The organism is Mycobacterium sp. 1245801.1, from assembly GCF_001673055.1.
Taxonomy (GTDB): Bacteria; Actinomycetota; Actinomycetes; order Mycobacteriales; family Mycobacteriaceae; genus Mycobacterium; species Mycobacterium europaeum_A.
In genome coordinates, this window is record NZ_LZKY01000252.1 from 1 (window position 1) to 22532 (window position 22532).

Below are 22532 nucleotides of genomic sequence, written 5' to 3' on the forward strand. Positions count from 1 at the left end.
ACCCGCGTAGCTGGACTCGATGACGCCCGCCGGGGGGATGGTCGGATGCAGGTAGATCGGCGCCTGCAGGGCGGCCGCGCGGTCCAGGATGGGCTCGAAGAACGGGTCGTCCAGATAGCGGCCGCGGCTGTGTCCGTTGATCACCGCGCCGGGGAAGCCCAGCCCGCGCACCGCGCGCTCGAGTTCGTCGGCCGCCTGGTCGGGTGCGCTGGTGGGCACGGTGGCAAAGCCCGCCAAGCGGTCGGGGTAGCGCTGCACCGCCGCCGCGAGCTGGTCGTTGCAATCCCGGGCCAGCCGCACCGCCTCGTTCGGATCCAGCTGCTCAACCCCGGGCGCGGCCAGCGACAGCACGGCCAGGTCCACCCCGGCCTCGTCCATCGCCGCGATGCGGCCGTCGCCGAGATCGCTGGCGGGTTCGACGATGCCGGCTCGCGACGCCAGCCAGGTGCCCGGGCCCTGCAGGAATTCCATTGTGGCGTAATGCTCTTCGAGGGCGATGACACGCATCTGGGTTATCCTTCGAGGACTCGGGCGGCCGCGCTCCAGTACGGCAACTCGTCACGGTTGGCGGCCAGGCGGATGGTTTTGGTGTAGCCGTACTCGGCCAGCGTCTCCTGGGCGTGCTCGCGGCCGAACCCGCTGTGGCCCACGCCGCCGAATCCGCTGCCGATGGCCACCCGCGCGTAGTTGTTGACGAAGACGGCTCCGGCCCGGATCTGCCGGCTCACCCGCAGCGCCCGGTCGCCGTCGGCGGTGAACACCGCGGCGACCAGCCCGTAGGGGGTGCCGTTGGCGATCCGCACCGCCTCGGCCTCGTCGCTGAACCGGATCAGGGCGACCACCGGACCGAAGATCTCCTCCTGGGCCACCCGCATGTCCGGCGTGACGCCGGTCAGCACGGTCGGCGCGACGTAGAAGCCGTCCGCGAGCCGCGGATCCTGCGGCAGCGGTGCCTGGGCGGCGATGCGGGCGCCTTCGGCGACGCCGATGTCGAGGTACTCCAGGACCTGCTTGCGCTGCGCCCGGGTGACCAGCGGCCCCACGTCGGTGGCGGGATCGGCGCCGTCGCCCACCCGCAGCCGACGCACGGCGGCGCACAGCTTCTCCTCGAACTCGGCATAGACGTTGTCCTGCACCAGGATTCGCGACGATGCGGTGCATGCTTCGCCCTGGTTGAAGAAGCCGCCGTCGATGGCGGCCAACAGCGCCTCGTGCAGGTTGGCGTCGTCGAACACCAGCAGCGGGTTCTTGCCGCCCAGCTCCATCAACGCCGGCGTGAGGTTGCTGGCCGCGGTGCGCAGCACCGCCGAACCGGTGAGCGGGGACCCGGTGAAGGAGATCTTGCCCACCAGTTGATGCTCGGCCAGCGCGGCGCCCACCTCGCCGCCGCCGGGCACGGCGTGCACCACCGGGTCGGGCAGCACCGACTGGATCAGCTCGACCAGTCGCAGCACCACCGAGGGCGTCTGCTCCGGCGGTTTCAGCACGACGGCGTTCCCGACGGCCAGCGCGGGAGCGACCTTGCCGGCGGTGTGGATCGGCGGCCAGTTGAAGGGCACGATGCCGGCGATCACGCCGTAGGGCTCCAGCGTGGTCACGTCGAACACCGGCCCGTAGTCGCGTGCCTGGCTGGGCAGCACCTCGACCATGCCGGCGAAGTAGTCGAAGATCCCGATCGCGGCTTCCACGTCGAAGCTGCGGGCCTGGCTGATCGGCTTGCCCATCTCTCGCGACTCGAGGGCGGCGATCTCGTCGGCGTGTTCGCGAATGACGTCGGCGATCTGCCGCAGGTAGCGGCCGCGTTCGCGGGCCGGACGAAGCTTCCAGTGCAGGTGCGCCGCGTGCGCGGTCCGCACGGCCCGATCCACCTCCGCGGTGCCGGCCCCGTGCACGACGGTGACGACCTGTCCGGTGGCGGGGTTCTCCACGACGAAGCGGTCGTCGGGCGACGCCGACGACCAGGGGGTGCGGATCGTGGTGGGGGCTTGCTGATCCATGGGCATTGTCACGGTATGCCCCGCGGTTTGATCAGCACCAACGATATCTTCTGATGGTTCTCATCACCGGCGGTGATAATCGCTGGTGTGGAGCTTCGTCACCTCGAGTACTTCCTGGCCGTGGCGGATAGTCGAAGCTTCACCGGGGCGGCCCAGCGGCTGCACGTCGTGCAGTCGGGAGTGTCGGCCACCATCAAGGCGCTCGAGCGCGAACTGGGCGCCGAGTTGTTCGTCCGGGGCCCGGCCGGCGTGGCGCTGAGCCCCGCCGGCGAAGCGCTGCGACCCCACGCCCGGACCACTTTGGACGCCGCCCGCGCGGCCAAGGACGCGGTGAGCGCCGCCCGGGGCACGGTGCGCGGCACCGTCACGGTGGGGACGTTGACTTCGGTGAGCGTCATCGACGTGCCGACCGTGCTGGCCGAACTGCACGCCCGTCATCCCGACGTCGTGGTCCACCTGCGCGCGGCCAGCTCCGGGTCGGCCGGGCTGGCGGCCCAATTGCGCGACGGGGATCTCGACGTCGCCTTCCTGGTTTTCACCGGACCGCCCCCGGCCGACCTGCACACCCGGCTGGTGGCCTCGGTGCCGCTGCTGCTGGTCGTCCCCGAGGGCCACCCGCTGGCCCGGCGCACGGCGGTTTCGCTGGCCGAGCTCGCGGGCATGCCGTTCGTCGACGGGCCGCCGGGCTACGGGAACCGCGCCGTGGTGGACACCGCGTTCGCGGCCGCCGGGGTCGAGCGGACCGTCGCGGTGGAGGTCGCCGACATCGGCACGGCGGCGGTCTGCATCCGCAAGGGGCTGGGGATCGGTTTTCTGAGTTGGTCCATCCTCGAGGGCATCGACAGCTCGGGTTTGGTGAGCGTCCGGATCACCGGGCACGACCTGCAGTGGCGGCTCTACGTCGCGACCTCGGCGAACCGGCAGGCCAGCGCGGCCACCCGGGCGCTGCTGGCGCTGATAGAGGAGGTTGCCGGCGGCGCCCAGAATTCTTTGGCGACCCGGGAACAAGGCGGGACCGACCGCCGTTAGCATTATCGACAAGTTGAGCGAACCACACTCAATACTGGGTTGACAGCCCACCGCCCCAGGGGCAGGCTTGAGCGGGGTTCACTCAGCATAGTGGCACCAGACAAGCTCTACATATTCAGGAGGAATCACTATGGCTCGTGCGGTCGGTATCGACCTCGGGACCACCAACTCCGTCGTCGCAGTCCTCGAGGGCGGTGACCCGGTCGTCGTCGCCAACTCCGAGGGTTCGCGGACCACGCCGTCCATCGTTGCGTTCGCGCGCAACGGGGAGGTGCTCGTCGGCCAGCCCGCCAAGAACCAGGCGGTCACCAACGTCGACCGCACCATCCGTTCGGTCAAGCGGCACATGGGCACCGACTGGTCCATCGAGATCGACGACAAGAAGTACACCGCTCAGGAGATCAGCGCCCGCGTGCTGATGAAGCTGAAGCGCGACGCCGAGGCGTACCTGGGTGAGGACGTCACCGACGCGGTCGTCACCGTGCCGGCGTACTTCAACGACGCCCAGCGTCAGGCCACCAAGGAAGCCGGCCAGATCGCCGGCCTCAACGTCCTGCGGATCGTCAACGAGCCGACCGCGGCGGCGCTGGCCTACGGCCTGGACAAGGGCGAGAAGGAACAGACCATCCTGGTCTTCGATCTCGGTGGCGGTACGTTCGACGTCTCGCTGCTCGAGATCGGCGAGGGTGTGGTCGAGGTCCGCGCCACCAGTGGTGACAACCACCTCGGTGGGGACGACTGGGATGACCGCGTCGTCGAATGGCTGGTCGATAAGTTCAAGGGCACCAGCGGAATTGACCTGACCAAGGATAAGATGGCGATGCAGCGGCTGCGTGAGGCCGCCGAGAAGGCCAAGATCGAGCTCTCGAGTTCGCAGAGCACCTCGATCAACCTGCCCTACATCACCGTCGACGCGGACAAGAACCCGCTGTTCCTCGACGAGCAGCTGACCCGCGCCGAATTCCAGCGCATCACACAGGATCTGCTGGACCGCACCCGCAAGCCCTTCCAGTCCGTGATCAAGGACGCCGGCATCTCGGTGTCCGAGATCGACCACGTGGTCCTGGTGGGTGGTTCCACCCGGATGCCCGCGGTGACCGACCTGGTCAAGGAACTCACCGGTGGCAAGGAGCCCAACAAGGGCGTCAACCCCGATGAAGTTGTAGCGGTGGGAGCGGCTCTTCAGGCCGGGGTTTTGAAGGGTGAGGTGAAAGACGTTCTGCTGCTTGACGTTACGCCGCTGAGCCTGGGCATCGAGACCAAGGGCGGCGTGATGACCAAGCTCATCGAACGCAACACCACGATCCCCACCAAGCGGTCGGAGACCTTCACCACGGCCGACGACAACCAGCCGTCGGTGCAGATCCAGGTCTACCAGGGTGAGCGCGAAATCGCTTCGCACAACAAGCTGCTCGGCTCCTTCGAGCTGACCGGCATCCCGCCGGCTCCGCGCGGCGTCCCGCAGATCGAGGTCACCTTCGACATCGACGCCAACGGCATCGTGCACGTCACGGCCAAGGACAAGGGCACCGGCAAGGAGAACACGATCAAGATCCAGGAGGGCTCCGGCCTGTCCAAGGAGGAGATCGACCGGATGATCAAGGACGCCGAGGCGCACGCCGAGGAGGACCGTCAGCGTCGCGAAGAGGCCGACGTTCGCAACCAGGCCGAATCGCTGGTCTACCAGACGGAGAAGTTCGTCAAGGACCAGCGCGAAGCCGAGGGCGGCTCGAAGGTCCCCGAGGACACGCTGTCCAAGGTCGACGCCGCGATCGCCGAGGCCAAGACCGCCCTGGGCGGCACCGACATCGCCGCGATCAAGGCGGCGATGGAGAAGCTGGGCCAGGAGTCGCAGGCGCTCGGACAGGCGATCTACGAGGCCACGCAGGCCGCCGGCGAGCAGGCCGGTGGGGGCGCGGCGGGCGACGGGTCTGGCTCCGCTGACGACGTCGTGGACGCGGAGGTGGTCGACGATGACCGGGAGTCCAAGTGACGGAAAGCAATCCACACGAACAGGTGACGATCACCGACAAGCGGCGAATCGACCCTGAGACCGGTGAAGTGCGGCAGGCCCCTCCCGGCGACACGCCGGGAGGGGCGCCGGCCGGCGAACCGGCGCAGCAAGCCGATGGCAAAGTCGCCGAGCTCACCGCCGATCTGCAACGGGTGCAGGCCGACTTCGCCAACTACCGCAAGCGGGCGCTGCGCGATCAGCAGGCCGCGGCGGACCGGGCCAAGGCCGCCGTCGTCAACCAATTGCTGGGCGTGCTCGACGATCTCGACCGCGCCCGCAAGCACGGCGATCTGGAGTCCGGACCGCTGAAGTCGGTCGCCGACAAGCTGGAAAGCGCGCTGAACGGCCTTGGCCTGACGGCGTTCGGCGAGGAGGGCGAGGACTTCGACCCGGTGCTGCACGAAGCGGTGCAGCACGAGGGCGACGGGTCCCGGCCGGTGATCGGCACCGTCATGCGGCAGGGTTACAAGCTGGGTGATCAGGTGCTGCGTCACGCCCTGGTCGGTGTCGTCGACACGGTCGCCGACGAGGATGGAGCGGCTGCCGCACCCGAGTCCGCCGAAAGCGAACCGGCCGACACGGACGACAACGCCGACGCGTCCGGTGAATAAGGCAGACAATCAACACAACAGAAGAAAGGTGAGGGGGTGACGCGACATGGCCCAGCGTGAATGGGTCGAAAAGGACTTCTATAAGGAGCTGGGCGTCTCCTCTGACGCCAGCCCAGAAGAGATCAAACGCGCCTACCGCAAGTTGGCGCGCGATCTGCACCCGGACGCGAACCCCGACAACCCGGCCGCCGGTGAACGCTTCAAAGCGGTCTCCGAGGCGCACAACGTCTTGTCGGATCCGGCCAAGCGCAAGGAATACGACGAAACCCGAAGGCTGTTCGCCGGCGGTGGATTCGGCGGGCGCCGGTTCGACAGCGGCGGGTTCGGGGGCTTCAACGTCGGTGGTGATGGCGCCGAGTTCAACCTCAACGATTTGTTCGACGCGGCCGGCCGAAGCGGCGGCACCAACATCGGTGACCTGTTCGGCGGGCTGTTCGGGCGCGGTTCGGGTGCCCGGCCCAGCCGGCCCCGCCGCGGTAACGACCTCGAGACCGAAACCCAGCTGGATTTCGTCGAGGCCGCCAAGGGCGTGGCGATGCCGCTGCGGCTGACCAGCCCGGCGCCGTGCACCAACTGCCATGGCAGTGGCGCGCGGCCGGGCACCAGCCCGAAAGTGTGTCCCACCTGCAACGGTTCCGGCGTGATCAACCGCAACCAGGGCGCGTTCGGATTCTCCGAGCCCTGCACCGATTGCCGGGGCAGCGGCTCGATCATCGAGCACCCCTGCGACGAGTGCAAGGGCACCGGCGTCACCACCCGGACCCGCACCATCAACGTGCGGATCCCGCCGGGCGTCGAGGACGGACAGCGCATCCGGCTGCCCGGCCAGGGTGAGGCGGGGTTGCGCGGTGCGCCCTCGGGTGACCTGTACGTGACGGTGCATGTGCGCCCGGACAAGGTGTTCGGCCGCGACGGCGACGACCTGACGGTGACGGTGCCGGTCAGTTTCACCGAGTTGGCTTTGGGCTCAACCATTTCGGTGCCCACCCTGGACGGCAAGGTCGGTGTCCGGGTGCCCAAGGGCACCGCCGACGGCCGCATCCTGCGGGTGCGCGGGCGTGGCGTTCCCAAGCGCAGCGGCGGCAACGGCGACTTGCTGGTGACCGTAAAGGTCGCCGTTCCACCGAATTTGGAGGGGGCCGCCCAGGAGGCGCTGGAGGCGTACGCCGCCGCCGAGCGCGCCAGCGGCTTCGACCCCCGGGCCGGATGGGCAGGTAATCGCTGATGGCCAAGGGCTCGAGCAATTCACGAAAAGAGGACGCCCGGACCTTCATGATCTCGGTGGCCGCCGAGCTGGCCGGCATGCACGCCCAAACGCTGCGCACCTACGACCGCCTCGGCCTGGTCAGCCCGCGCCGGACTTCCGGTGGGGGACGGCGGTATTCGGAGCACGACGTGGACCTGTTGCGCGAGGTGCAGCGCCTGTCGCAGGACGAGGGCGTCAACCTCGCCGGCATCAAGCGGATCATCGAGCTGACCAATCAGGTCGAAGCGCTGCAGGCCCGGGTCAAGGAGTTGACCGAGGAGCTTTCGCAGGTCCGCGCCAGCCAGCGCCGCGACGTGGCGGTGGTGCCCAAGAGCACCGCGCTGGTGGTGTGGCAGCCGCGCCGGGGACGCTGACTCTCGGTCGGTTTCCCTTGCGCCCCAAGGGTTGTCTCCGACACGCATACGACCTTCGCAAAAGCGCTAGCACATCTGCTAGCGCTTTTCGCATTCGCCTGATGACCACCAGACAGCGGCAGTGACCCGAGTGGTCACTGCGAGCCCACCCGGATCGAAAATTGCGTGACGGCCCGCTCGCCCGGTAGCGCGCAGCGGTAGCCGCCCCGGCGCAGCGCGTCGGTCGGTGCGGTCATCGGCTCGAAGCACACGATCGTCTTTGTGGGGTCGTCGGGCGCCGGCGCGAAAATCTGCGCCGCCGGATAGCCCTGCTCGTAATGCACCTCGATGCGCCGACCGCCGCCGGACACCGCGAACACCGCGCCGTCGGCCACCCCGTCGTAGGCGTCGTCGAACGTGTTGTCGCCCAATGCCTCTCGCCGGGCCGGCTGCGGCTCGGAAGCGCCGGTGGGCAGCCCGGTGTCGTCGAGGCCCAGATGCCGCAACGGCGGTGTCTCGATGACCCAGTCGGCCCGCGGGGCGTCGGGCAGTTGCAGGTAGGGATGAAACCCGAAGCACAGCGGCACGGCCCGATCCCCGGTCGCGTCCACCGTGGCCCGAACCGTCAGCGTCCGGTCGGCCAGCCGCACCGCGACCGTCAGCACGTGCGGATACGGGAAGCTGGCCAGCAATCGGGGATCGGCACCGAAATCCAGTTCGGCGATCAGCTCGCTGTCGGTCTCGGCCGTCACCCGCCAACCGGGGTAGGCGGCCAGGACGCCGTGGATGGGTAGCCCGTTGGGATCGGCGCGCACACCGTTTTCTCCCGGCGTCAAGGTCACGGTGACGTCCTGGGCGGTATAGGTGTTCTCGCCCAACCGATTTGCCCACGGGTACAGGATGGGGATCCCCATCGTCTTGCCATCGGAGACGTAGGCGTCCAGGCCGCGGCGCTGGCCCAGCAGCTCCGCACCGGCGTCGCGCAGCGACGTGCCGATCATCCCCGCCTCGGGAACGAACTGAGCGACCAGCGGCGACGACGGATCGCGCAGGGTGACGACGTGCATGGCTACCTCCATAGCGGGTCATGCTGAATGCGTTCGGGCGGAGCGCCTTTGGCGATCAGGGCATCCTTGGTGGCGCTGACCATCGCCGGCCCCCCGCAGACCAGGATCTGCCGGTCACCCCAGCCGCCGTACTTGGTCACCACGTCGGGCAGCCGCCCGATCTGATGCACGTGCAGGCCGCGCGGCGGCGTGACGTCGGGATAGTCCGCGGCCCAGGACGGGTCGCTGTTGTACTCGGAGACGGGAGACACCGACAGCCACGGATTGTGCGAGGCGACCTGCCACAGGGTCGGCAGATCGTAGAGTTCGCAACGGTACCGGGCGCCGAAGAACAGATGGATGCGCGGGTTCACCGCGAACCGGGACAGGTCCATGATCAGCGCCCGCAGCGGCGCCAGGCCCGTGCTGCCGGCGACCATCAGCACGTCGCCGCCCTCGCGGTCGACCCGCAGGCCGCCGTGCGGGCTGGACAGCCGCCACCGGTCGCCGATGCGGGTTTCGCCGACGATCGCGGTGCTGACCAGGCCGCCGGGAACCAGGCGGACGTGGAACTCGATGCCGCCGCCCGGGTCGGCCGGAATGGCGGGACTCAAATACCGCCACCGGTGCGGACACTGCGGCACGTGGACGTCGACGTACTGGCCGGGGTGGTAGTGCATCGGCTGGTCGAGTTGCAGCCGCACGACCGCGAGATCGCGCGACACCCGCATGTGTTCGATGACGGTGCCGTCCCACCAGGCGGGGCCCTCCTCGGCGTCCGCGGCGCCGCTCATCACCCCGGTGATCAGGTTCAGCGACTGCCGGGCCGCCGCCTCCACGGCGTCGGTCCACGCCGCACCGACGTGCGCGCGCAGCGTCGAGAGCAGCGCGCGCCGCAGGGTCTCGTAATGGGCCGGCAGCACACCGTATTTGCGATGGTCGCGGCCGAGCTGGGCCAGAAAAGCCACCGGCTCCTGCGCGCGCCGGGCGACCAGCTCGCCGAACACCCAGTGCAGCGCGCGCCCGAAAGCGAGCCGCTGGGCGGCCATTTCGGGCGGGAACAGATCACGCACCGAGCCGTCGAGGGCGAACCACTGGGTGTAGAAGCGATGGACGAGCGCGGAGTCACCGGCCGAGTCCGCGGGCGCGAAGGCGTCACGCAGCACCCGCAGCGCTTCGGCGTCCTCCAGGCTCACGGGCCCCGATTGTAGGCTCGGCCGCCGCCGGGTCAGCCCTGTCGGACGACGTTGGCCGTCCCGACGTTGGCGATCTTGGGTGAACCCCAGTGGTAGAGAACGACGTTGTCGTTCCCCGACGCGCTGACCGCGTCGGTGCTGTCGACCGCGACGTGGTTGCCGCTGCCGGAGACGCTGACGCTGGTGCAGTGCCCGGTGAGGGTGACGGTGTTCTGCTGCCCGCTCACCGACAAATAACCGGCGTGGCAGGGCAGCGTCTTCGTCATGCCCGTCCCGCTGACCTGCAGCGTCCCGGCCTGCGGGACCGCCGACGGGCTACCGCCGCTGAGATCGGTGTGGAACCCGACCGCCAGCAGGCCGGCGAACGCCAGGGCGGCGGCCACGGCGGCCAGCCACACGCCGGCGCTCCGGCGCGGCCGTGTCTCCGGGTCGGCGTCGGCCTGGTCGGGGGGTTGCATCGTCTGCGTCATCGCTACGGGGGTACCCCCTACGCCGCAGTGCTCAAAACTCGTTAGACTTGAGCGGAACAGACTCAACCTTGACGGCGTTGAACAAGCCGAGAAGCATTTTCCCTACCGACGAACGGAGGTGTCGTGGACTCTTTCAACCCGACAACCAAGACCCAAGCGGCACTGACTTCGGCACTCCAGGCCGCCTCGGCGGCGGGTAACCCGGAGATCCGGCCCGCCCATCTGCTGATGGCGCTGTTGACGCAGGCCGACGGCATCGCCGGTCCGCTGCTGGAGGCTGTCGGCGTCGAGCCCGCCACCATCCGCACCGAGGCCCAGCGCCTGCTGGACCGGCTGCCCCAGGCCAGCGGGGCCAACTCGCAGCCGCAGTTGTCCCGTGAATCGCTGGCCGCGATCACCACCGCCCAGCAGCTCGCGACCGAGATGGACGACGAATACGTGTCCACCGAGCACCTGCTGGTGGGCCTGGCCACCGGGGATTCCGACGTCGCCAAGCTGCTGACCGGACACGGCGCCTCGCCGCAGGCCCTGCGCGATGGCTTCGTCAAGGTGCGCGGCAGCGCCCGGGTCACCAGCCCGGAGCCCGAGGCGACCTACCAGGCGCTGGAGAAGTACTCCACCGACCTGACGGCCCGCGCCCGCGACGGCAAACTCGACCCGGTTATCGGGCGGGACAACGAGATTCGCCGCGTCGTGCAGGTGCTGAGTCGGCGCACCAAGAACAACCCGGTGCTGATCGGCGAGCCCGGCGTCGGCAAGACCGCGATCGTGGAGGGCCTGGCCCAGCGCATCGTCGCCGGCGACGTGCCCGAGAGCCTGCGCGACAAGACCGTCATCAGCCTGGACCTGGGCTCGATGGTGGCCGGCGCGAAGTACCGCGGCGAGTTCGAGGAACGGCTCAAGGCCGTCCTCGACGACATCAAGAACTCCGCCGGGCAGATCATCACCTTCATCGACGAGCTGCACACCATCGTCGGCGCCGGCGCGACCGGCGAGGGCGCGATGGACGCCGGCAACATGATCAAGCCGATGCTGGCCCGCGGCGAGCTGCGGCTGGTCGGCGCCACCACGCTCGACGAGTACCGCAAGTACATCGAGAAGGACGCCGCGCTGGAGCGCCGCTTCCAGCAGGTGCTGGTCGGCGAGCCCTCGGTGGAGGACACCGTCGGCATCCTGCGCGGGCTGAAGGACCGCTACGAGGTGCACCACGGCGTGCGCATCACCGACTCGGCGCTGGTCGCCGCGGCGACGCTGTCCGACCGCTACATCACCGCGCGGTTCCTGCCGGACAAGGCCATCGACCTGGTCGACGAGGCCGCCAGCCGGCTGAAGATGGAGATCGACTCCCGGCCCGTCGAGATCGACGAGGTCGAGCGCTTGGTGCGCCGCCTCGAGATCGAGGAGATGGCGCTGGCCAAGGAGGAGGACGAGGCGTCCAAGGAGCGGCTGGAGAAGCTGCGCTCCGAGCTGGCCGACCAGAAGGAGAAGCTGGCCGAGCTGACCACCCGCTGGCAGAACGAGAAGAACGCCATCGACGTCGTCCGCGAGCTCAAGGAGCAGTTGGAGGCGTTGCGCGGGGAGTCCGAGCGCGCCGAGCGCGACGGCGACCTGGCCAAGGCCGCCGAGCTGCGCTACGGCCGCATCCCCGAGGTCGAGAAGAAGCTCGACGCGGCGCTGCCCCAGGCCGAAGCGCGGGAGAACGTCATGCTCAAGGAGGAGGTTGGGCCCGACGACATCGCCGAGGTGGTGTCGGCGTGGACCGGCATCCCCGCCGGCCGGATGCTCGAGGGCGAGACCGCCAAGCTGCTGCGCATGGAAGAGGAGCTGGGCAAGCGCGTCATCGGGCAGAAGAGGGCCGTGACGGCCGTCTCCGATGCCGTACGGCGTTCCCGGGCCGGCGTCGCCGACCCCAACCGGCCCACCGGCTCGTTCATGTTCCTCGGGCCGACCGGTGTCGGTAAGACCGAGCTGGCCAAGGCGCTGGCGGAGTTCCTGTTCGACGACGAACGCGCCATGGTGCGCATCGACATGAGCGAGTACGGCGAGAAGCATTCCGTCGCGCGGCTGGTCGGCGCCCCGCCGGGATACATCGGCTACGACCAGGGCGGTCAGCTGACCGAGGCGGTGCGGCGGCGTCCCTACACGGTGATCCTGTTCGACGAGATCGAAAAGGCCCACCCGGACGTGTTCGACGTGCTGCTGCAGGTGCTCGACGAGGGCCGGCTGACCGACGGGCAGGGCCGCACCGTCGACTTCCGCAACACCATCCTGATCCTGACTTCCAACCTGGGATCGGGTGGCAGCGAGGAGCAGGTGATGGCCGCGGTGCGCTCGGCGTTCAAGCCGGAGTTCATCAACCGGCTCGACGACGTCATCATCTTCGATGGCCTCGAGCCCGGCGAGCTGGTGTCGATCGTCGACATCCAGCTGGCCCAGCTGCAGAAGCGGCTGGCGCAGCGTCGCCTCACGCTCGAGGTGTCGCTGCCGGCCAAGCAGTGGCTGGCCCATCGCGGATTCGACCCGGTCTACGGCGCGCGGCCGTTGCGCCGGCTGGTGCAGCAGGCCATCGGCGACCAGCTGGCCAAGATGTTGCTGGCCGGCGACGTGCACGACGGCGACACCGTTCCGGTGAACGTCAGCCCCGACGGTGACTCGCTGATTCTGGGCTAAGCGCGCAGAGGCGTCGACTTGTTGCGGGTATTTCGCACCAACCGCCGCAACAAGTCGACGTTCGGCGCTTATGCGCCCGGGCGGGCGCAGCTGTGATTGGGTTGTGACCTGGTCGCCTTCTGTGTTCCGGGCCAATAGCAGATACCCTGTTTTGGATGGTCCCCCTCTGGTTCACGCTCTCCGCGCTGTGCTTTGTCGGTGCGGGGGTGTTGCTGTACGTCGACATCGATCGGCGGCGCGGGCGCAGCAGGCGCCGCAAGTCGTGGGCGCGATCGCACGGATTCGACTACGAGCCTGAATCGACCGACATCCTCAAGCGCTGGAAGCGCGGCGTGATGTCGACGGTGGGCGACGTCGCCGCCCAGAACGTGGTGCTGGGCCAGATTCGCGGTGAGGCCGTCTATATCTTCGACCTCGAAGAGGTCGCCACCGTCATCGCGCTGCACCGCAAGGTGGGCACCAACGTGGTGGTGGACCTGCGCCTCAAGGGGCTCAAAGAGCCACGGGAGAGCGACATTTGGCTGTTGGGAGCGATCGGGCCGCGGATGGTGTACTCCACCAACCTCGACGCCGCCCGCCGGGCCTGCGACCGCCGGATGGTCACCTTCGCGCACACCGCACCGGACAGCGCCGAGATCATGTGGAACGAGCAGAACTGGACGCTGGTGGCCTTGCCGATCACCAGCACGCGCACCGAGTGGGACGAGGGCCTGCGCACCGTGCGCCAGTTCAACGACCTGTTGCGGGTGCTGCCGCCGCTGCCGGAGGAGGCCCCGCAGGAGGCCGGGCCGCCGTCCGGACTGCGCAACGCCTCACCCAGCCGGCCGCTGGCGCCCGCGGGCCGCGCGGAGCTGCCGCCCCGGCGCGCGCAGCAGGACGTGGCGGGGCTGCTCGGCCCCGACTCGCCGTCGGGGCGCCGCGCCGCCGAGCCGCTGCGCCGCGACCAGCCCCAGCCCGCCGACGGGCGTTCGGAGACCATCCGCCGCCCACCGCCGTCCGGGCGCAACGGCCAGCAGGCCAGCAACTATCAGCGCTGACGGCGGGCCCCGGGTGGCCGCAAGGCCGGTGCTGCCGACGTCATTAGGATGTCGCTCATGCCTCGCCCCGTCGCCCTGATCACCGGGCCTACGTCCGGAATCGGCGCCGGGTTCGCGCGACGCTATGCCAGCGACGGTTACGACCTGGTCCTGGTCGCCCGCGATGTCGACCGCCTGACCAGACTGTCCGAGGAACTGCAGCAACACTCCGGCTCCGTCGAGATCCTGCCCGCCGACCTGGCCGATACGGCCGGCCGTCAGCGCGTCTGTGACCGGCTCGCGGCCGGGGGAGTGCGCGTCCTGGTCAACAATGCCGGCTTCGGCACCTCCGGCGACTTCTGGTCCGCCGACCCCGCGCTGCTGCAGTCCCAGCTCGACGTCAACGTCACCGCGGTCATGCACCTGACCCGCGCCGCGCTGCCCGCCATGCTGGCGGCCGGCGCGGGCACCGTCGTCAACATCGCCAGCATCGCCGGGCTGGTGCCCGGGCGCGGGTCGACGTATTCGGCGTCCAAGGCGTGGGTGATCTCGTTCAGCGAGGGCCTGTCGGTGGGCCTGCAGGGCACCGGGGTGTCCGTGCACGCCGTGTGCCCGGGCTACGTGCACACCGAATTTCACGACCGCGCCGGGATCGACATGGCCAAGTCGCCGTCGTTCATGTGGCTCGAGGTCGACGATGTGGTCAGCCAGAGCCTGGCCGATATCGCCCGCGGCAAGGTGATCAGCGTTCCGGGCCTGCAGTACAAGGCGATCATCGCCGCCGAGCGCCTGCTGCCGCGGACCCTGATGCGGGCCGTCACCAAACGAATTGGGAGTGGCCGTGGCCGGACCTGACCTCGAAGAGCTGGCGGAGCTGGTGCGGCGCCTGTCGGTGGTGCACGGGCGGGTCACGCTGTCCTCCGGCACGGAGGCCGACTACTACGTCGACCTGCGCCGGGCCACCCTGCACCACCGCGCCTCGGCATTGATCGGCACGCTGATGCGCGACCTGACCAGCGACTGGGACTACGCCGTCGTCGGCGGCCTGACGCTGGGCGCCGACCCGGTGGCCACCGCCGTCATGCACGCGCCGGGCCGGCCGATCGACGCCTTCGTGGTGCGCAAGTCCGCGAAAACCCATGGGCTGCAACGCCTTATCGAAGGCTCCGAGGTATCCGGCAAGCGGGTGCTGGTCGTCGAGGACACCAGCACCACCGGCAACTCGGCGCTGACCGCGGTGCGCGCCGTGCAGGAGGCGGGTGGCGACGTGGTGGGGGTGGCCACGGTGGTGGACCGCGCCACCGGCGCCGCCGAGGCCATCGAGGCCGAGGGGCTGCCCTATCGAAGCGTGCTCGGGCTCGCCGACCTGGGGCTGAGCTAGTTGCCGGCTGATCTTTGTAGCCCGAGCCGCTGAATCATGCGTAGCGCCCTCGCGATGCTCGCGTGCGTGGTGGCCTGCCTGGCCGGCTGCTCGTCGTCCAGCCAGCCGGTGCGTCCCTACGGCGCCCAGGGCGCGCGGCTCGGTGAATCGCTGGCGCTGCTGGGCTGGAACATGTCGGTGTCGAATCTGCGCTGGGACGGCGACTACGTGCTGGTCGACGTCGACGCCAGCCCGGCCTCGGCCAAGGACCCGCACGCCAAAGCCGAGGACATCCGCTTCGGGCTCTACGGCGCGCTGGCCCACCCCCTCGAGACCGCGGGCCTGGGCAGCTGTGACAAATCCTTCCAAGCGAAGACCACCAATGTGCGCGACGTCCCCGCGCCGCTCTCGGCGTCCCGCGACCGGCTTACCGGCACGGTTTGCCTTGGGCCGCTGAAGGATCGAAGCCAGGTGCGCGGCGTCTACGGCTACTCGCCGCGCGACCGGATCCCGGACAGCTCGTCGGCCTACCCGGTCGCCTTCCCGGTGGGGCTGCTGCCCACCAACCCCAACGACAGCGGCGGACTCGCGGTCAAGACCGCCAGCCTGTCGGCGTGGCGCGCCGACGGCAAGCCGGTGACCAAGATGCAGCTGGGTGATCCGGGAGCGTTCACCGGCAACGGCTACATGCTGTTGGGGTTGGAGGCCACCGCCGTCGCGGCCCGCTACCGCGACGAGTCCGTCAAGCGCGGCGGGCCGATGATGCTGCTGGCCTCGCCGACCCTGCCCGCCCCGGGACTGAACCCGGCCTGCTCGACCTACGGGTCGTCGGTGCTGATCCTGCCCGACGCGTCGTTGGATGCGGTGCACGTCAACGCGTCACTGTGCACCGAGGGCGAGATCAACGACGCGCTGCTGTACGCGACGCTGGCCATCGACGGCACGCACGCCGGGGTGTGGACGCAGCGATGAGCGGACCTGGGCCCACCGAATGGTCCGCGACCCCGCCCGCCGGCGTCGGCCCGTGGCGGGGCGAGCTCCCCGACGACCCGCGCTATGACCCAATCCTGTTGCGCGAGGGCGACACTCGCAACGTCGTCGACGCCTACCGGTACTGGACGCGCGAGGCGATCATCGCCGACATCGACCGGCGCCGGCATCCCCTGCACGTCGCGATCGAGAACTTCGGCCACGACGCCAATATCGGTTCGGTGGTGCGCACCGCCAACGCCTTCGCGGTGCACACCGTGCACATCGTGGGGCGGCGGCGGTGGAATCGCCGGGGCGCCATGGTCACCGATCGCTATCAGCGGTTGTGCCATCACGACAGCACCGCCGAGCTGCTCGACTTCGCGGCCGACGCCGGCCTGACGGTGGTGGCCGTCGACAACGTGCCGGGCGCCGCGCGCCTGGAGGAGGCCACGCTGCCACGCGAGTGCCTGCTGGTGTTCGGTCAGGAGGGCCCCGGCATCACCGACGACACCCGCACGGGCGCAACGCTGACGGTGTCGATCGCGCAGTTCGGCTCCACGCGCAGCATCAACGCCGGCGTCGCCGCCGGCATCGCCATGCACGCCTGGGTCAAGCAGCACGCCGATCTGTCCCAGGCCTGGTAGCCCGGACGCCGTACGCGCACAGTCAACCGGGTGCGGCAGGATCGACAGGTATGGATCAGCTCTGGGTCAACCGCGCGGCCAGCAGCGAAGCCGCTGTCACGCAACGACACCTGAAACGCCTCTGGGGACTTCCCGCGACGCAGCTGGGGGTGGTCGCCTGGCCGGCGACGCGGCGCGACCGCTGGTTCGGCACCTGGCACTACTGGTGGCAGGCGCATCTGCTCGATTGCCTGGTCGACGCCCAGCAGCGGGATCCGCAGCCGCACCGCCACACCGAGATCAACCGGCAGGTCCGCTCGCACCGGCTGCGCAACAACTTCTCCTGGGTCAACAGCTACTACGACGACATGGCCTGGCTGGCGCTGGCGCTCGAACGCGCCGCCCGGATCGCCGGCGTGCAGCGCCGCCGCGCCCTGCCCAAGCTCGCCGCGCAGTTCGTCAAGGCCTGGGCGCCCGAGGACGGCGGCGGGATCCCCTGGCGCAAGTCCGACCAGTTCTTCAACGCCCCGGCCAACGGCCCGGCCGGGATTTTCCTCGCGCGTTACGGCGACCACCTGAAACGCGCTGAGCAGATGGGGAATTGGATCGACCAGACGTTGATCGACCCGGAGACCCACCTGGTGTTCGACGGCGTCAAGGACGGTTCGCTGGTGCGCGCGCAGTACACCTACTGCCAGGGCGTGGTGCTCGGGCTGGAGACCGAGCTGGCCGCCCGCACCGCGGTCGAGGTCAGGCAGCGTCACGCCGCCCGGGTGCACCGGCTGGTCGCGGCGGTGGACGAACACATGGCGCCGGCGGGCGTGCTGGCCGGGGCCGGCGGCGGGGACGGCGGTCTGTTCGCCGGGGTGACCGCCCGCTACCTGGCGCTGGTGGCCACCACGCTGCCGGGGGAGTCGGCCGACGACGCGCTGGCGCGCGACACCGCCCGGCGGATCGTGCTGGCCAGCGCGAAGGCGGCCTGGGACAACAGGCAGACGGTGGACGGGCTGCCGGTGTTCGGCCCGTTCTGGGACCGCGACGCCCAGCTGCCCACGGCGGGCGGCAAAGAAGCGGAATTCGTCGAGGGCGCGGTGATGGCCTCCGAGGTCGCCGAGCGGGACCTGTCGGTGCAGCTGTCGGGGTGGATGCTCATGGAGGCCGCCTGTAACGTCTCCGCCGAGTCGAAGAACGGGAGCACCCTGTGAGCAATAAGGTTCACCACGACGCAGAGTCGGCTCTGCACGGCCTGCTGAAGGACGGCATCACCATCGCCGCTGGCGGATTCGGTCTGTGCGGCATTCCGGAGAAGCTGATCCAGGCCCTGGTCGACAGCGGCATCAAGGACCTCACCATCGTCGGAAACAACGCCGGCGTAGACGATTTCGGCATGGGACTGCTGCTCAAGGGACGCCAGGTGAAGAAGGTGATCGCGTCCTACGTCGGCGAGAACAAGGAATTCGAGCGCCAGGTGCTGGCCGGTGAGCTGGACCTGGTGTTGACGCCGCAGGGCACGCTGGCGGAGAAGTTGCGCGCCGGCGGCGCGGGCATCCCCGGCTTCTACACCCGCACCGCGTTCGGCACCAACCTCGCCGAGGGCAAGGACACCCGGGTCTTCGACGGCATCGAATACGTTCTGGAAGAAGGCATCCGGGCCGACGTCGCGATCGTCAAGGCGTGGAAGGGCGACACCGCCGGCAATCTCGTGTACCGCAAGACGGCGCGCAACTTCAACCCGATGGTCGCCACCTGCGGCGCGGTCACCGTCGCCGAGGTGGAGGAGCTGGTCGAGGTCGGCGAGCTGGATCCCGACCTGATCCACACCCCCGGCATCTACGTCGACCGCATCATCGAGGGCACCGGCTACGAGAAGCGCATCGAGTTCCGCACCACCAGCGGCGGCGCCGCGCTGAAAAGCGACAGCCCCCTTCGCGAGCGGATGGCCCAGCGCGCCGCCCAGGAACTGCGCGACGGCTTCTACGTCAACCTGGGCATCGGCATCCCGACGTTGGTGGCCAACTTCATTCCCGACGGCATCAAGGTCACCCTGCAATCGGAGAACGGCCTGCTCGGCATCGGGGCCTACCCGAGCGAGGACACCGTCGACCCCGATCTGATCAACGCGGGCAAGCAGACCATCACCAGCCTGCCCGGGTCGAGCTTCTTCTCGAGCGCCGATTCCTTCGCGATGATCCGCGGCGGCCACATCGACCTGTCCATCCTGGGCGCGCTCGAGGTCGCCGAAAACGGCGACCTGGCCAACTGGATGGTGCCCGGCAAGATGGTCAAAGGCCCAGGCGGCGCAATGGATTTGGTGTCCGGGGTCAAGCGCGTGATCGTGCTGATGGATCACACCGCCAAAGACGGCAGCCCGAAGATCCTCAGCCAGTGCACGCTGCCGCTCACCGGCAAGAACGTGGTCGACATGATCATCACCAACCTGTGCGTCTTCGACGTCGAACCGGGACAGGGGCTGGTGCTCACCGAATTGCAGCCCGGCGTCACGGTCGAGGACGTCCGCGCCAAGACGGGCTGCGACTTCAAAGTCGCGCTCTGATCCCGCGCCGGCGGTGGCCGGCTATTCGGCCGCCGGCAGCCGCTCGGGTTCGCGGTCCTCGGCGCTGTGCGCGTGGCGGCGTCCCCGATAGCTGCGCCAGGCGGCGACGAACGCCGGCATCAGCGAGACGAGCAGGATGGCCAGCAGGATCTTCTGCAGGTTGTGGTGCACGAACGGCACGTTGCCCAGAAAGTAGCCGGCCAGCGTCACGCCGCCGCCCCAGAGGATGCCGCCGACGATGTCGAAGCCCAAAAACACCGGGTAGCGCATGTAGGACACCCCGGCGACCACCGGTGTGAACGTCCGGATGAACGGCGCGAACCGGGCCAGGATGATCGCCCAGGGGCCATACTTCTCGAAGAACGCGTGCGACTCGGTCACATGGTGCTTCTTGAAGAACCGCGAGTCTTCCTTCTTGAACAGCGCCGGGCCGATGCGCCGGCCGATGAAATACCCGGTCTGGTCGCCGAGGATCGCCACGGTGGCGACGGCGGGGGCCAGCACCCAGATGCTGGCCGGCGGATTGGGGTGCGCCGCCAGCAGGCCGCCGGTGAACAGCAGCGACTCGCCCGGCAACAGCGGAAACAGCAGCCCGGTCTCGATGAAGACGATGATCAGGATGCCGGGCAGCACCGCCGAACCGAAGACGCCGTTGGCGCCCAACCAGTACATGGGGTCGAAGATGTCGGGCAGGGCCGTCACGGCGGTGCTCATGATTCCTCAACATACCGGCGAAACGACCCCGGCCCGCACGGACCGGACCTTAAGGCCCGTACTAACCCGCGCCGCGCTTCGCCGGGTAGCTGTCGACCACGCATCCGTGGTTGGGTAGGACCAGCCGTCAGGAGGTGTCTGATGCCCATCGCCACGCCCGAGGTCTACGCCGAGATGCTGCGACGCGCCAAGGAGGATGCCTATGCCTTCCCGGCGATCAACTGCACGTCGTCGGAGACGGTCAACGCGGCCCTCAAAGGCTTCGCCGACGCCGGCAGCGACGGAATCATCCAATTCTCCACCGGCGGTGCGGAATTCGCCTCGGGGCTGGGTGTCAAGGACATGGTGGCCGGTGCGGTGGCGCTGGCCGAGTTCACCCGCTGCATCGCCGACAGATATCCGGTCAACGTTGCGCTGCACACCGACCATTGCCCCAAGGACAAGCTGGACACCTATGTCCGCCCGCTGCTGGCCATCTCGGCCGAACGGGTCGCGGCGGGCAAAGACCCGCTGTTCGGGTCACACATGTGGGACGGCTCGGCCGTGCCGATCGACGAGAACCTGGTGATCGCGCGCGACCTGCTCAAGGACGCGGCGGCCGCCAAGATCATCCTCGAGATCGAGATCGGCGTGGTGGGCGGCGAAGAGGACGGCGTCGCCAACGAGATCAACGACAAGCTCTATACCACCCCCGACGACTTCGAGAAGACCATCGACGCGCTGGGCCACGGCGAGCACGGCAAGTACCTGCTCGCCGCCACCTTCGGCAACGTCCACGGGGTCTACAAGCCCGGCAACGTCAAGCTGCGCCCCGACATCCTGGCGCAGGGCCAGCAGGTGGCCGCGGCCAGGCTGGGACTGCCCGCCGAGGCCAAGCCGTTCGACTTCGTCTTCCACGGCGGGTCCGGGTCGCTGACGTCGGAGATCGAGGAGGCGCTGCGCTACGGAGTGGTGAAGATGAACGTCGACACGGACACCCAGTACGCGTTCACCCGCCCGATCGCCGGTCACATGTTCGCCAACTATGACGGCGTGCTCAAGGTCGACGGCGAGGTCGGCGTCAAAAAGGTCTACGACCCCCGCAGCTACCTCAAGAAGGCCGAGGCGTCGATGTCCGGGCGGGTGGTGCAGGCCTGCACCGACCTGCATTGCGCCGGAAAGTCGGTGGGCTGATCGATCGCCGAGCGTGAAGTTAGTTTCACGCTCGGCGCCCAATGTGAAGCTAGTTTCACGCTCGGCAGAGCGACCTGGCCTGCCTAGCCGCTGGCGGACTGGCAGACCTTCCATTGGTCGTCGCGGTACTGCAGATCCAGGCTGCGAGTCGAGCGCAGCTGCGGGTCATAGGCCATGAACGTGGTGACGTTCGCCTCGGCGTGCTGGCCGTTGACCACCACCTGGTCGATGCTGGCGATCACCGGATACTGCTTGGCCGCCGACACCCGTCGGTAGGTCTCGTCCCACGCGTGCTCGTCGTAGTCGGCGTAGCCGTCGCGGGTGGTGCCGCAGGTGATGGTGCGCAGCGTGGTCAGGTCACCGCGCTGGATCGCGACGTCGAAATTCTGGATGGTGTGACGAACCTGGTCTTCCTGCGAGACGCCGGCGTGCTTGCCGCGGGTCAGCAGCACCGTGCCCAGGATCGCGATCGCCGCCAGCGCCAGCACGATCACCACCAGCGCCAGTATCCAGCCCCAGTTGAACTGCCGCGAGGTGCGCAGCTTCCCCCCGAACCGCGGCGGAATCGATTGCGGGACAGCGGCTTTGGGCGGAGCGCCGAACTGCGTGGTGGCGTCTCCCGGCGGCGTCGCGAACACCTCGGTGGCGGGTTCGGCGGTGGTGTTGATGATCGCGGTCTCTTTGGCGTCGAAGCCGGGCGCGGTGAAGCGCCGTTCGCGCTGCGGCCCATCCGCGATTTCTTCGGGGCCGCTCTGCGGGTCGGGCCTGTTGATCACCACGGTCTCCGTCTCGGAGTCGGTGGGGACCATGGGGACGCTCTCGGTGGCGTCTTCTCCGGTGTCGAAGCCGGACTCGGCCCCCCATTCGTCGCTCGGTTCGGTGCGCGAATCGCGTGGGTCGAACCCGGGCCGTTTCGGCGCGCCGCCGCGGTCGGGTTCGGATGGGTTGGGCATGAGTACTACTGTCCTCCCGCTTCGTGGGGTAGTTGCAGAGCTTAGCGACCGAGTACCCGGCTCGCGGCGATGGCCGAGGTGCGTCACGCGGGCAAAACGAGCGAGCTGCAGAATAGAGCCATGACGCCGATGGGAGATCTTCTAGGGCCCGACCCGATCCTGCTGCCCGGAGATGCCGATGCCGAGGCGGAACTGCTCGCCGGTGAAAAGGCGGGCATCGTCGCCGCCGCGCATCCGACCGCGTCGGTGGCCTGGGCGGCACTGGCCGAGCAGGCGCTGGCCGACGACCAGGCCATCACCGCCTACGCCTACGCCCGCACCGGCTACCACCGCGGCCTGGACCAGCTGCGCAGGAACGGCTGGAAGGGCTTTGGCCCAGTGCCCTATTCGCACGAACCCAACCGCGGCTTCCTGCGGTGTGTGGCGGCCCTGGCGCGCGCCGCCGACACCATCGGCGAAACCGACGAATACTCGCGCTGCCTGGACCTGCTCGACGATTGCGACCCCGAGGCGCGCCCGGCGCTGGGGCTGTGAC

At 69.1% G+C, this 22532-nt stretch carries 22 protein-coding genes; 15 read left to right on the forward strand and 7 right to left on the reverse strand.

The features are described 5' to 3' along the window. Both A5622_RS16225 and A5622_RS16230 read right to left on the reverse strand, forming a co-directional pair. Positions 1–507, reverse strand: a 507-nt coding sequence (locus A5622_RS16225; RefSeq protein WP_156752982.1) for an amidohydrolase family protein, incomplete at its 3' end; no start/stop codon positions are given. A gap of 5 nt (positions 508–512) precedes the next feature. Beyond that, complete coding sequence (locus A5622_RS16230; protein ID WP_066879962.1) at positions 513–1997, reverse strand: aldehyde dehydrogenase; 1485 nt, start codon at positions 1995–1997, stop codon at positions 513–515. An 87-nt stretch (positions 1998–2084) separates the two neighbouring features. Between A5622_RS16230 and A5622_RS16235 the strand changes: the two genes are divergently transcribed. The 5 genes from A5622_RS16235 (at position 2085) to A5622_RS16255 (ending at position 7271) form a co-directional block, all read left to right on the forward strand. Then, entirely contained in the window at positions 2085–3026 is a 942-nt protein-coding gene (locus tag A5622_RS16235) for a LysR family transcriptional regulator (RefSeq protein WP_066872303.1), read from the forward strand. A gap of 130 nt (positions 3027–3156) precedes the next feature. Beyond that, complete coding sequence (gene dnaK, locus A5622_RS16240; protein WP_066872307.1) at positions 3157–5019, forward strand: molecular chaperone DnaK; 1863 nt, start codon at positions 3157–3159, stop codon at positions 5017–5019. Further along, on the forward strand, positions 5016–5651 hold the full coding sequence (gene grpE, locus A5622_RS16245; RefSeq protein WP_066872309.1) for a nucleotide exchange factor GrpE: 636 nt from the start codon (positions 5016–5018) through the stop codon (positions 5649–5651). Before dnaK ends, grpE begins: the two co-directional genes overlap by 4 nt. A 46-nt stretch (positions 5652–5697) precedes the next feature. Further along, a complete protein-coding gene (dnaJ, locus tag A5622_RS16250) occupies positions 5698–6876 on the forward strand; it encodes a molecular chaperone DnaJ (RefSeq protein WP_066872313.1) in 1179 nt (392 codons plus the stop codon). Next, complete coding sequence (locus A5622_RS16255) at positions 6876–7271, forward strand: heat shock protein transcriptional repressor HspR (protein WP_066872316.1); 396 nt, start codon at positions 6876–6878, stop codon at positions 7269–7271. The genes dnaJ and A5622_RS16255 overlap by 1 nt, the downstream gene beginning before the upstream one ends. Before the next feature lie 134 nt (positions 7272–7405). On the opposite strand, the gene A5622_RS16260 is transcribed toward A5622_RS16255, so the two are convergent. The 3 genes from A5622_RS16260 to A5622_RS16270 are packed head-to-tail and all read right to left on the reverse strand — an operon-like array spanning position 7406 to position 9962. Continuing rightward, a complete protein-coding gene (locus tag A5622_RS16260; RefSeq protein WP_066879915.1) occupies positions 7406–8317 on the reverse strand; it encodes an aldose 1-epimerase in 912 nt (303 codons plus the stop codon). Between the two features lie 2 nt (positions 8318–8319). After that, entirely contained in the window at positions 8320–9492 is a 1173-nt protein-coding gene (locus A5622_RS16265) for an FAD-binding oxidoreductase (protein ID WP_066879917.1), read from the reverse strand. Between the two features lie 32 nt (positions 9493–9524). Continuing rightward, complete coding sequence (locus A5622_RS16270) at positions 9525–9962, reverse strand: DUF3060 domain-containing protein (protein WP_197497942.1); 438 nt, start codon at positions 9960–9962, stop codon at positions 9525–9527. A 123-nt stretch (positions 9963–10085) separates the two neighbouring features. On the opposite strand from A5622_RS16270, the gene clpB reads away from it, so the two are divergent. The 8 genes from clpB to A5622_RS30605 all read left to right on the forward strand — a co-directional run bounded on the left by clpB (position 10086) and on the right by A5622_RS30605 (position 19157). Next, complete coding sequence (clpB, locus tag A5622_RS16275) at positions 10086–12632, forward strand: ATP-dependent chaperone ClpB (RefSeq protein ID WP_066879919.1); 2547 nt, start codon at positions 10086–10088, stop codon at positions 12630–12632. A 155-nt stretch (positions 12633–12787) separates the two neighbouring features. Then, positions 12788–13669 carry a trehalose monomycolate transport factor TtfA gene (gene ttfA, locus A5622_RS16280; RefSeq protein ID WP_066879922.1) on the forward strand — a complete coding sequence of 294 codons (882 nt, stop codon included), beginning with the start codon at positions 12788–12790 and terminating at the stop codon, positions 13667–13669. A gap of 57 nt (positions 13670–13726) precedes the next feature. After that, on the forward strand, positions 13727–14503 hold the full coding sequence (locus A5622_RS16285; RefSeq protein ID WP_066879925.1) for an SDR family oxidoreductase: 777 nt from the start codon (positions 13727–13729) through the stop codon (positions 14501–14503). After that, positions 14490–15029 carry an orotate phosphoribosyltransferase gene (gene pyrE, locus A5622_RS16290; RefSeq protein ID WP_066879966.1) on the forward strand — a complete coding sequence of 180 codons (540 nt, stop codon included), beginning with the start codon at positions 14490–14492 and terminating at the stop codon, positions 15027–15029. Before A5622_RS16285 ends, pyrE begins: the two co-directional genes overlap by 14 nt. Before the next feature lie 36 nt (positions 15030–15065). Beyond that, positions 15066–15980, forward strand: a complete 915-nt coding sequence (locus A5622_RS16295; protein ID WP_066879927.1) for a hypothetical protein — start codon at positions 15066–15068, stop codon at positions 15978–15980. Beyond that, positions 15977–16624 carry an RNA methyltransferase gene (locus A5622_RS16300; protein ID WP_066879929.1) on the forward strand — a complete coding sequence of 216 codons (648 nt, stop codon included), beginning with the start codon at positions 15977–15979 and terminating at the stop codon, positions 16622–16624. Before A5622_RS16295 ends, A5622_RS16300 begins: the two co-directional genes overlap by 4 nt. Positions 16625–16674: 50 nt before the next feature. Beyond that, complete coding sequence (locus A5622_RS16305; RefSeq protein ID WP_066872336.1) at positions 16675–17808, forward strand: glycoside hydrolase family 76 protein; 1134 nt, start codon at positions 16675–16677, stop codon at positions 17806–17808. Further along, the gene (locus A5622_RS30605; RefSeq protein WP_066879931.1) at positions 17805–19157 is read left to right on the forward strand and encodes a 3-oxoacid CoA-transferase; all 1353 of its coding nucleotides are present in this window, start codon (positions 17805–17807) and stop codon (positions 19155–19157) included. Before A5622_RS16305 ends, A5622_RS30605 begins: the two co-directional genes overlap by 4 nt. A 21-nt stretch (positions 19158–19178) precedes the next feature. On the opposite strand, the gene A5622_RS16315 is transcribed toward A5622_RS30605, so the two are convergent. Further along, complete coding sequence (locus A5622_RS16315; protein WP_066872341.1) at positions 19179–19871, reverse strand: DedA family protein; 693 nt, start codon at positions 19869–19871, stop codon at positions 19179–19181. Between the two features lie 141 nt (positions 19872–20012). Between A5622_RS16315 and fbaA the strand changes: the two genes are divergently transcribed. Further along, entirely contained in the window at positions 20013–21044 is a 1032-nt protein-coding gene (gene fbaA / locus A5622_RS16320) for a class II fructose-bisphosphate aldolase (RefSeq protein WP_066879935.1), read from the forward strand. An 83-nt stretch (positions 21045–21127) separates the two neighbouring features. On the opposite strand, the gene A5622_RS16325 is transcribed toward fbaA, so the two are convergent. Continuing rightward, positions 21128–21997 carry a hypothetical protein gene (locus tag A5622_RS16325; protein WP_066872347.1) on the reverse strand — a complete coding sequence of 290 codons (870 nt, stop codon included), beginning with the start codon at positions 21995–21997 and terminating at the stop codon, positions 21128–21130. A 120-nt stretch (positions 21998–22117) separates the two neighbouring features. On the opposite strand from A5622_RS16325, the gene A5622_RS16330 reads away from it, so the two are divergent. Then, complete coding sequence (locus A5622_RS16330) at positions 22118–22531, forward strand: DUF3151 domain-containing protein (protein ID WP_066872538.1); 414 nt, start codon at positions 22118–22120, stop codon at positions 22529–22531. The last annotated feature ends 1 nt before the right edge of the window (position 22532 follow it).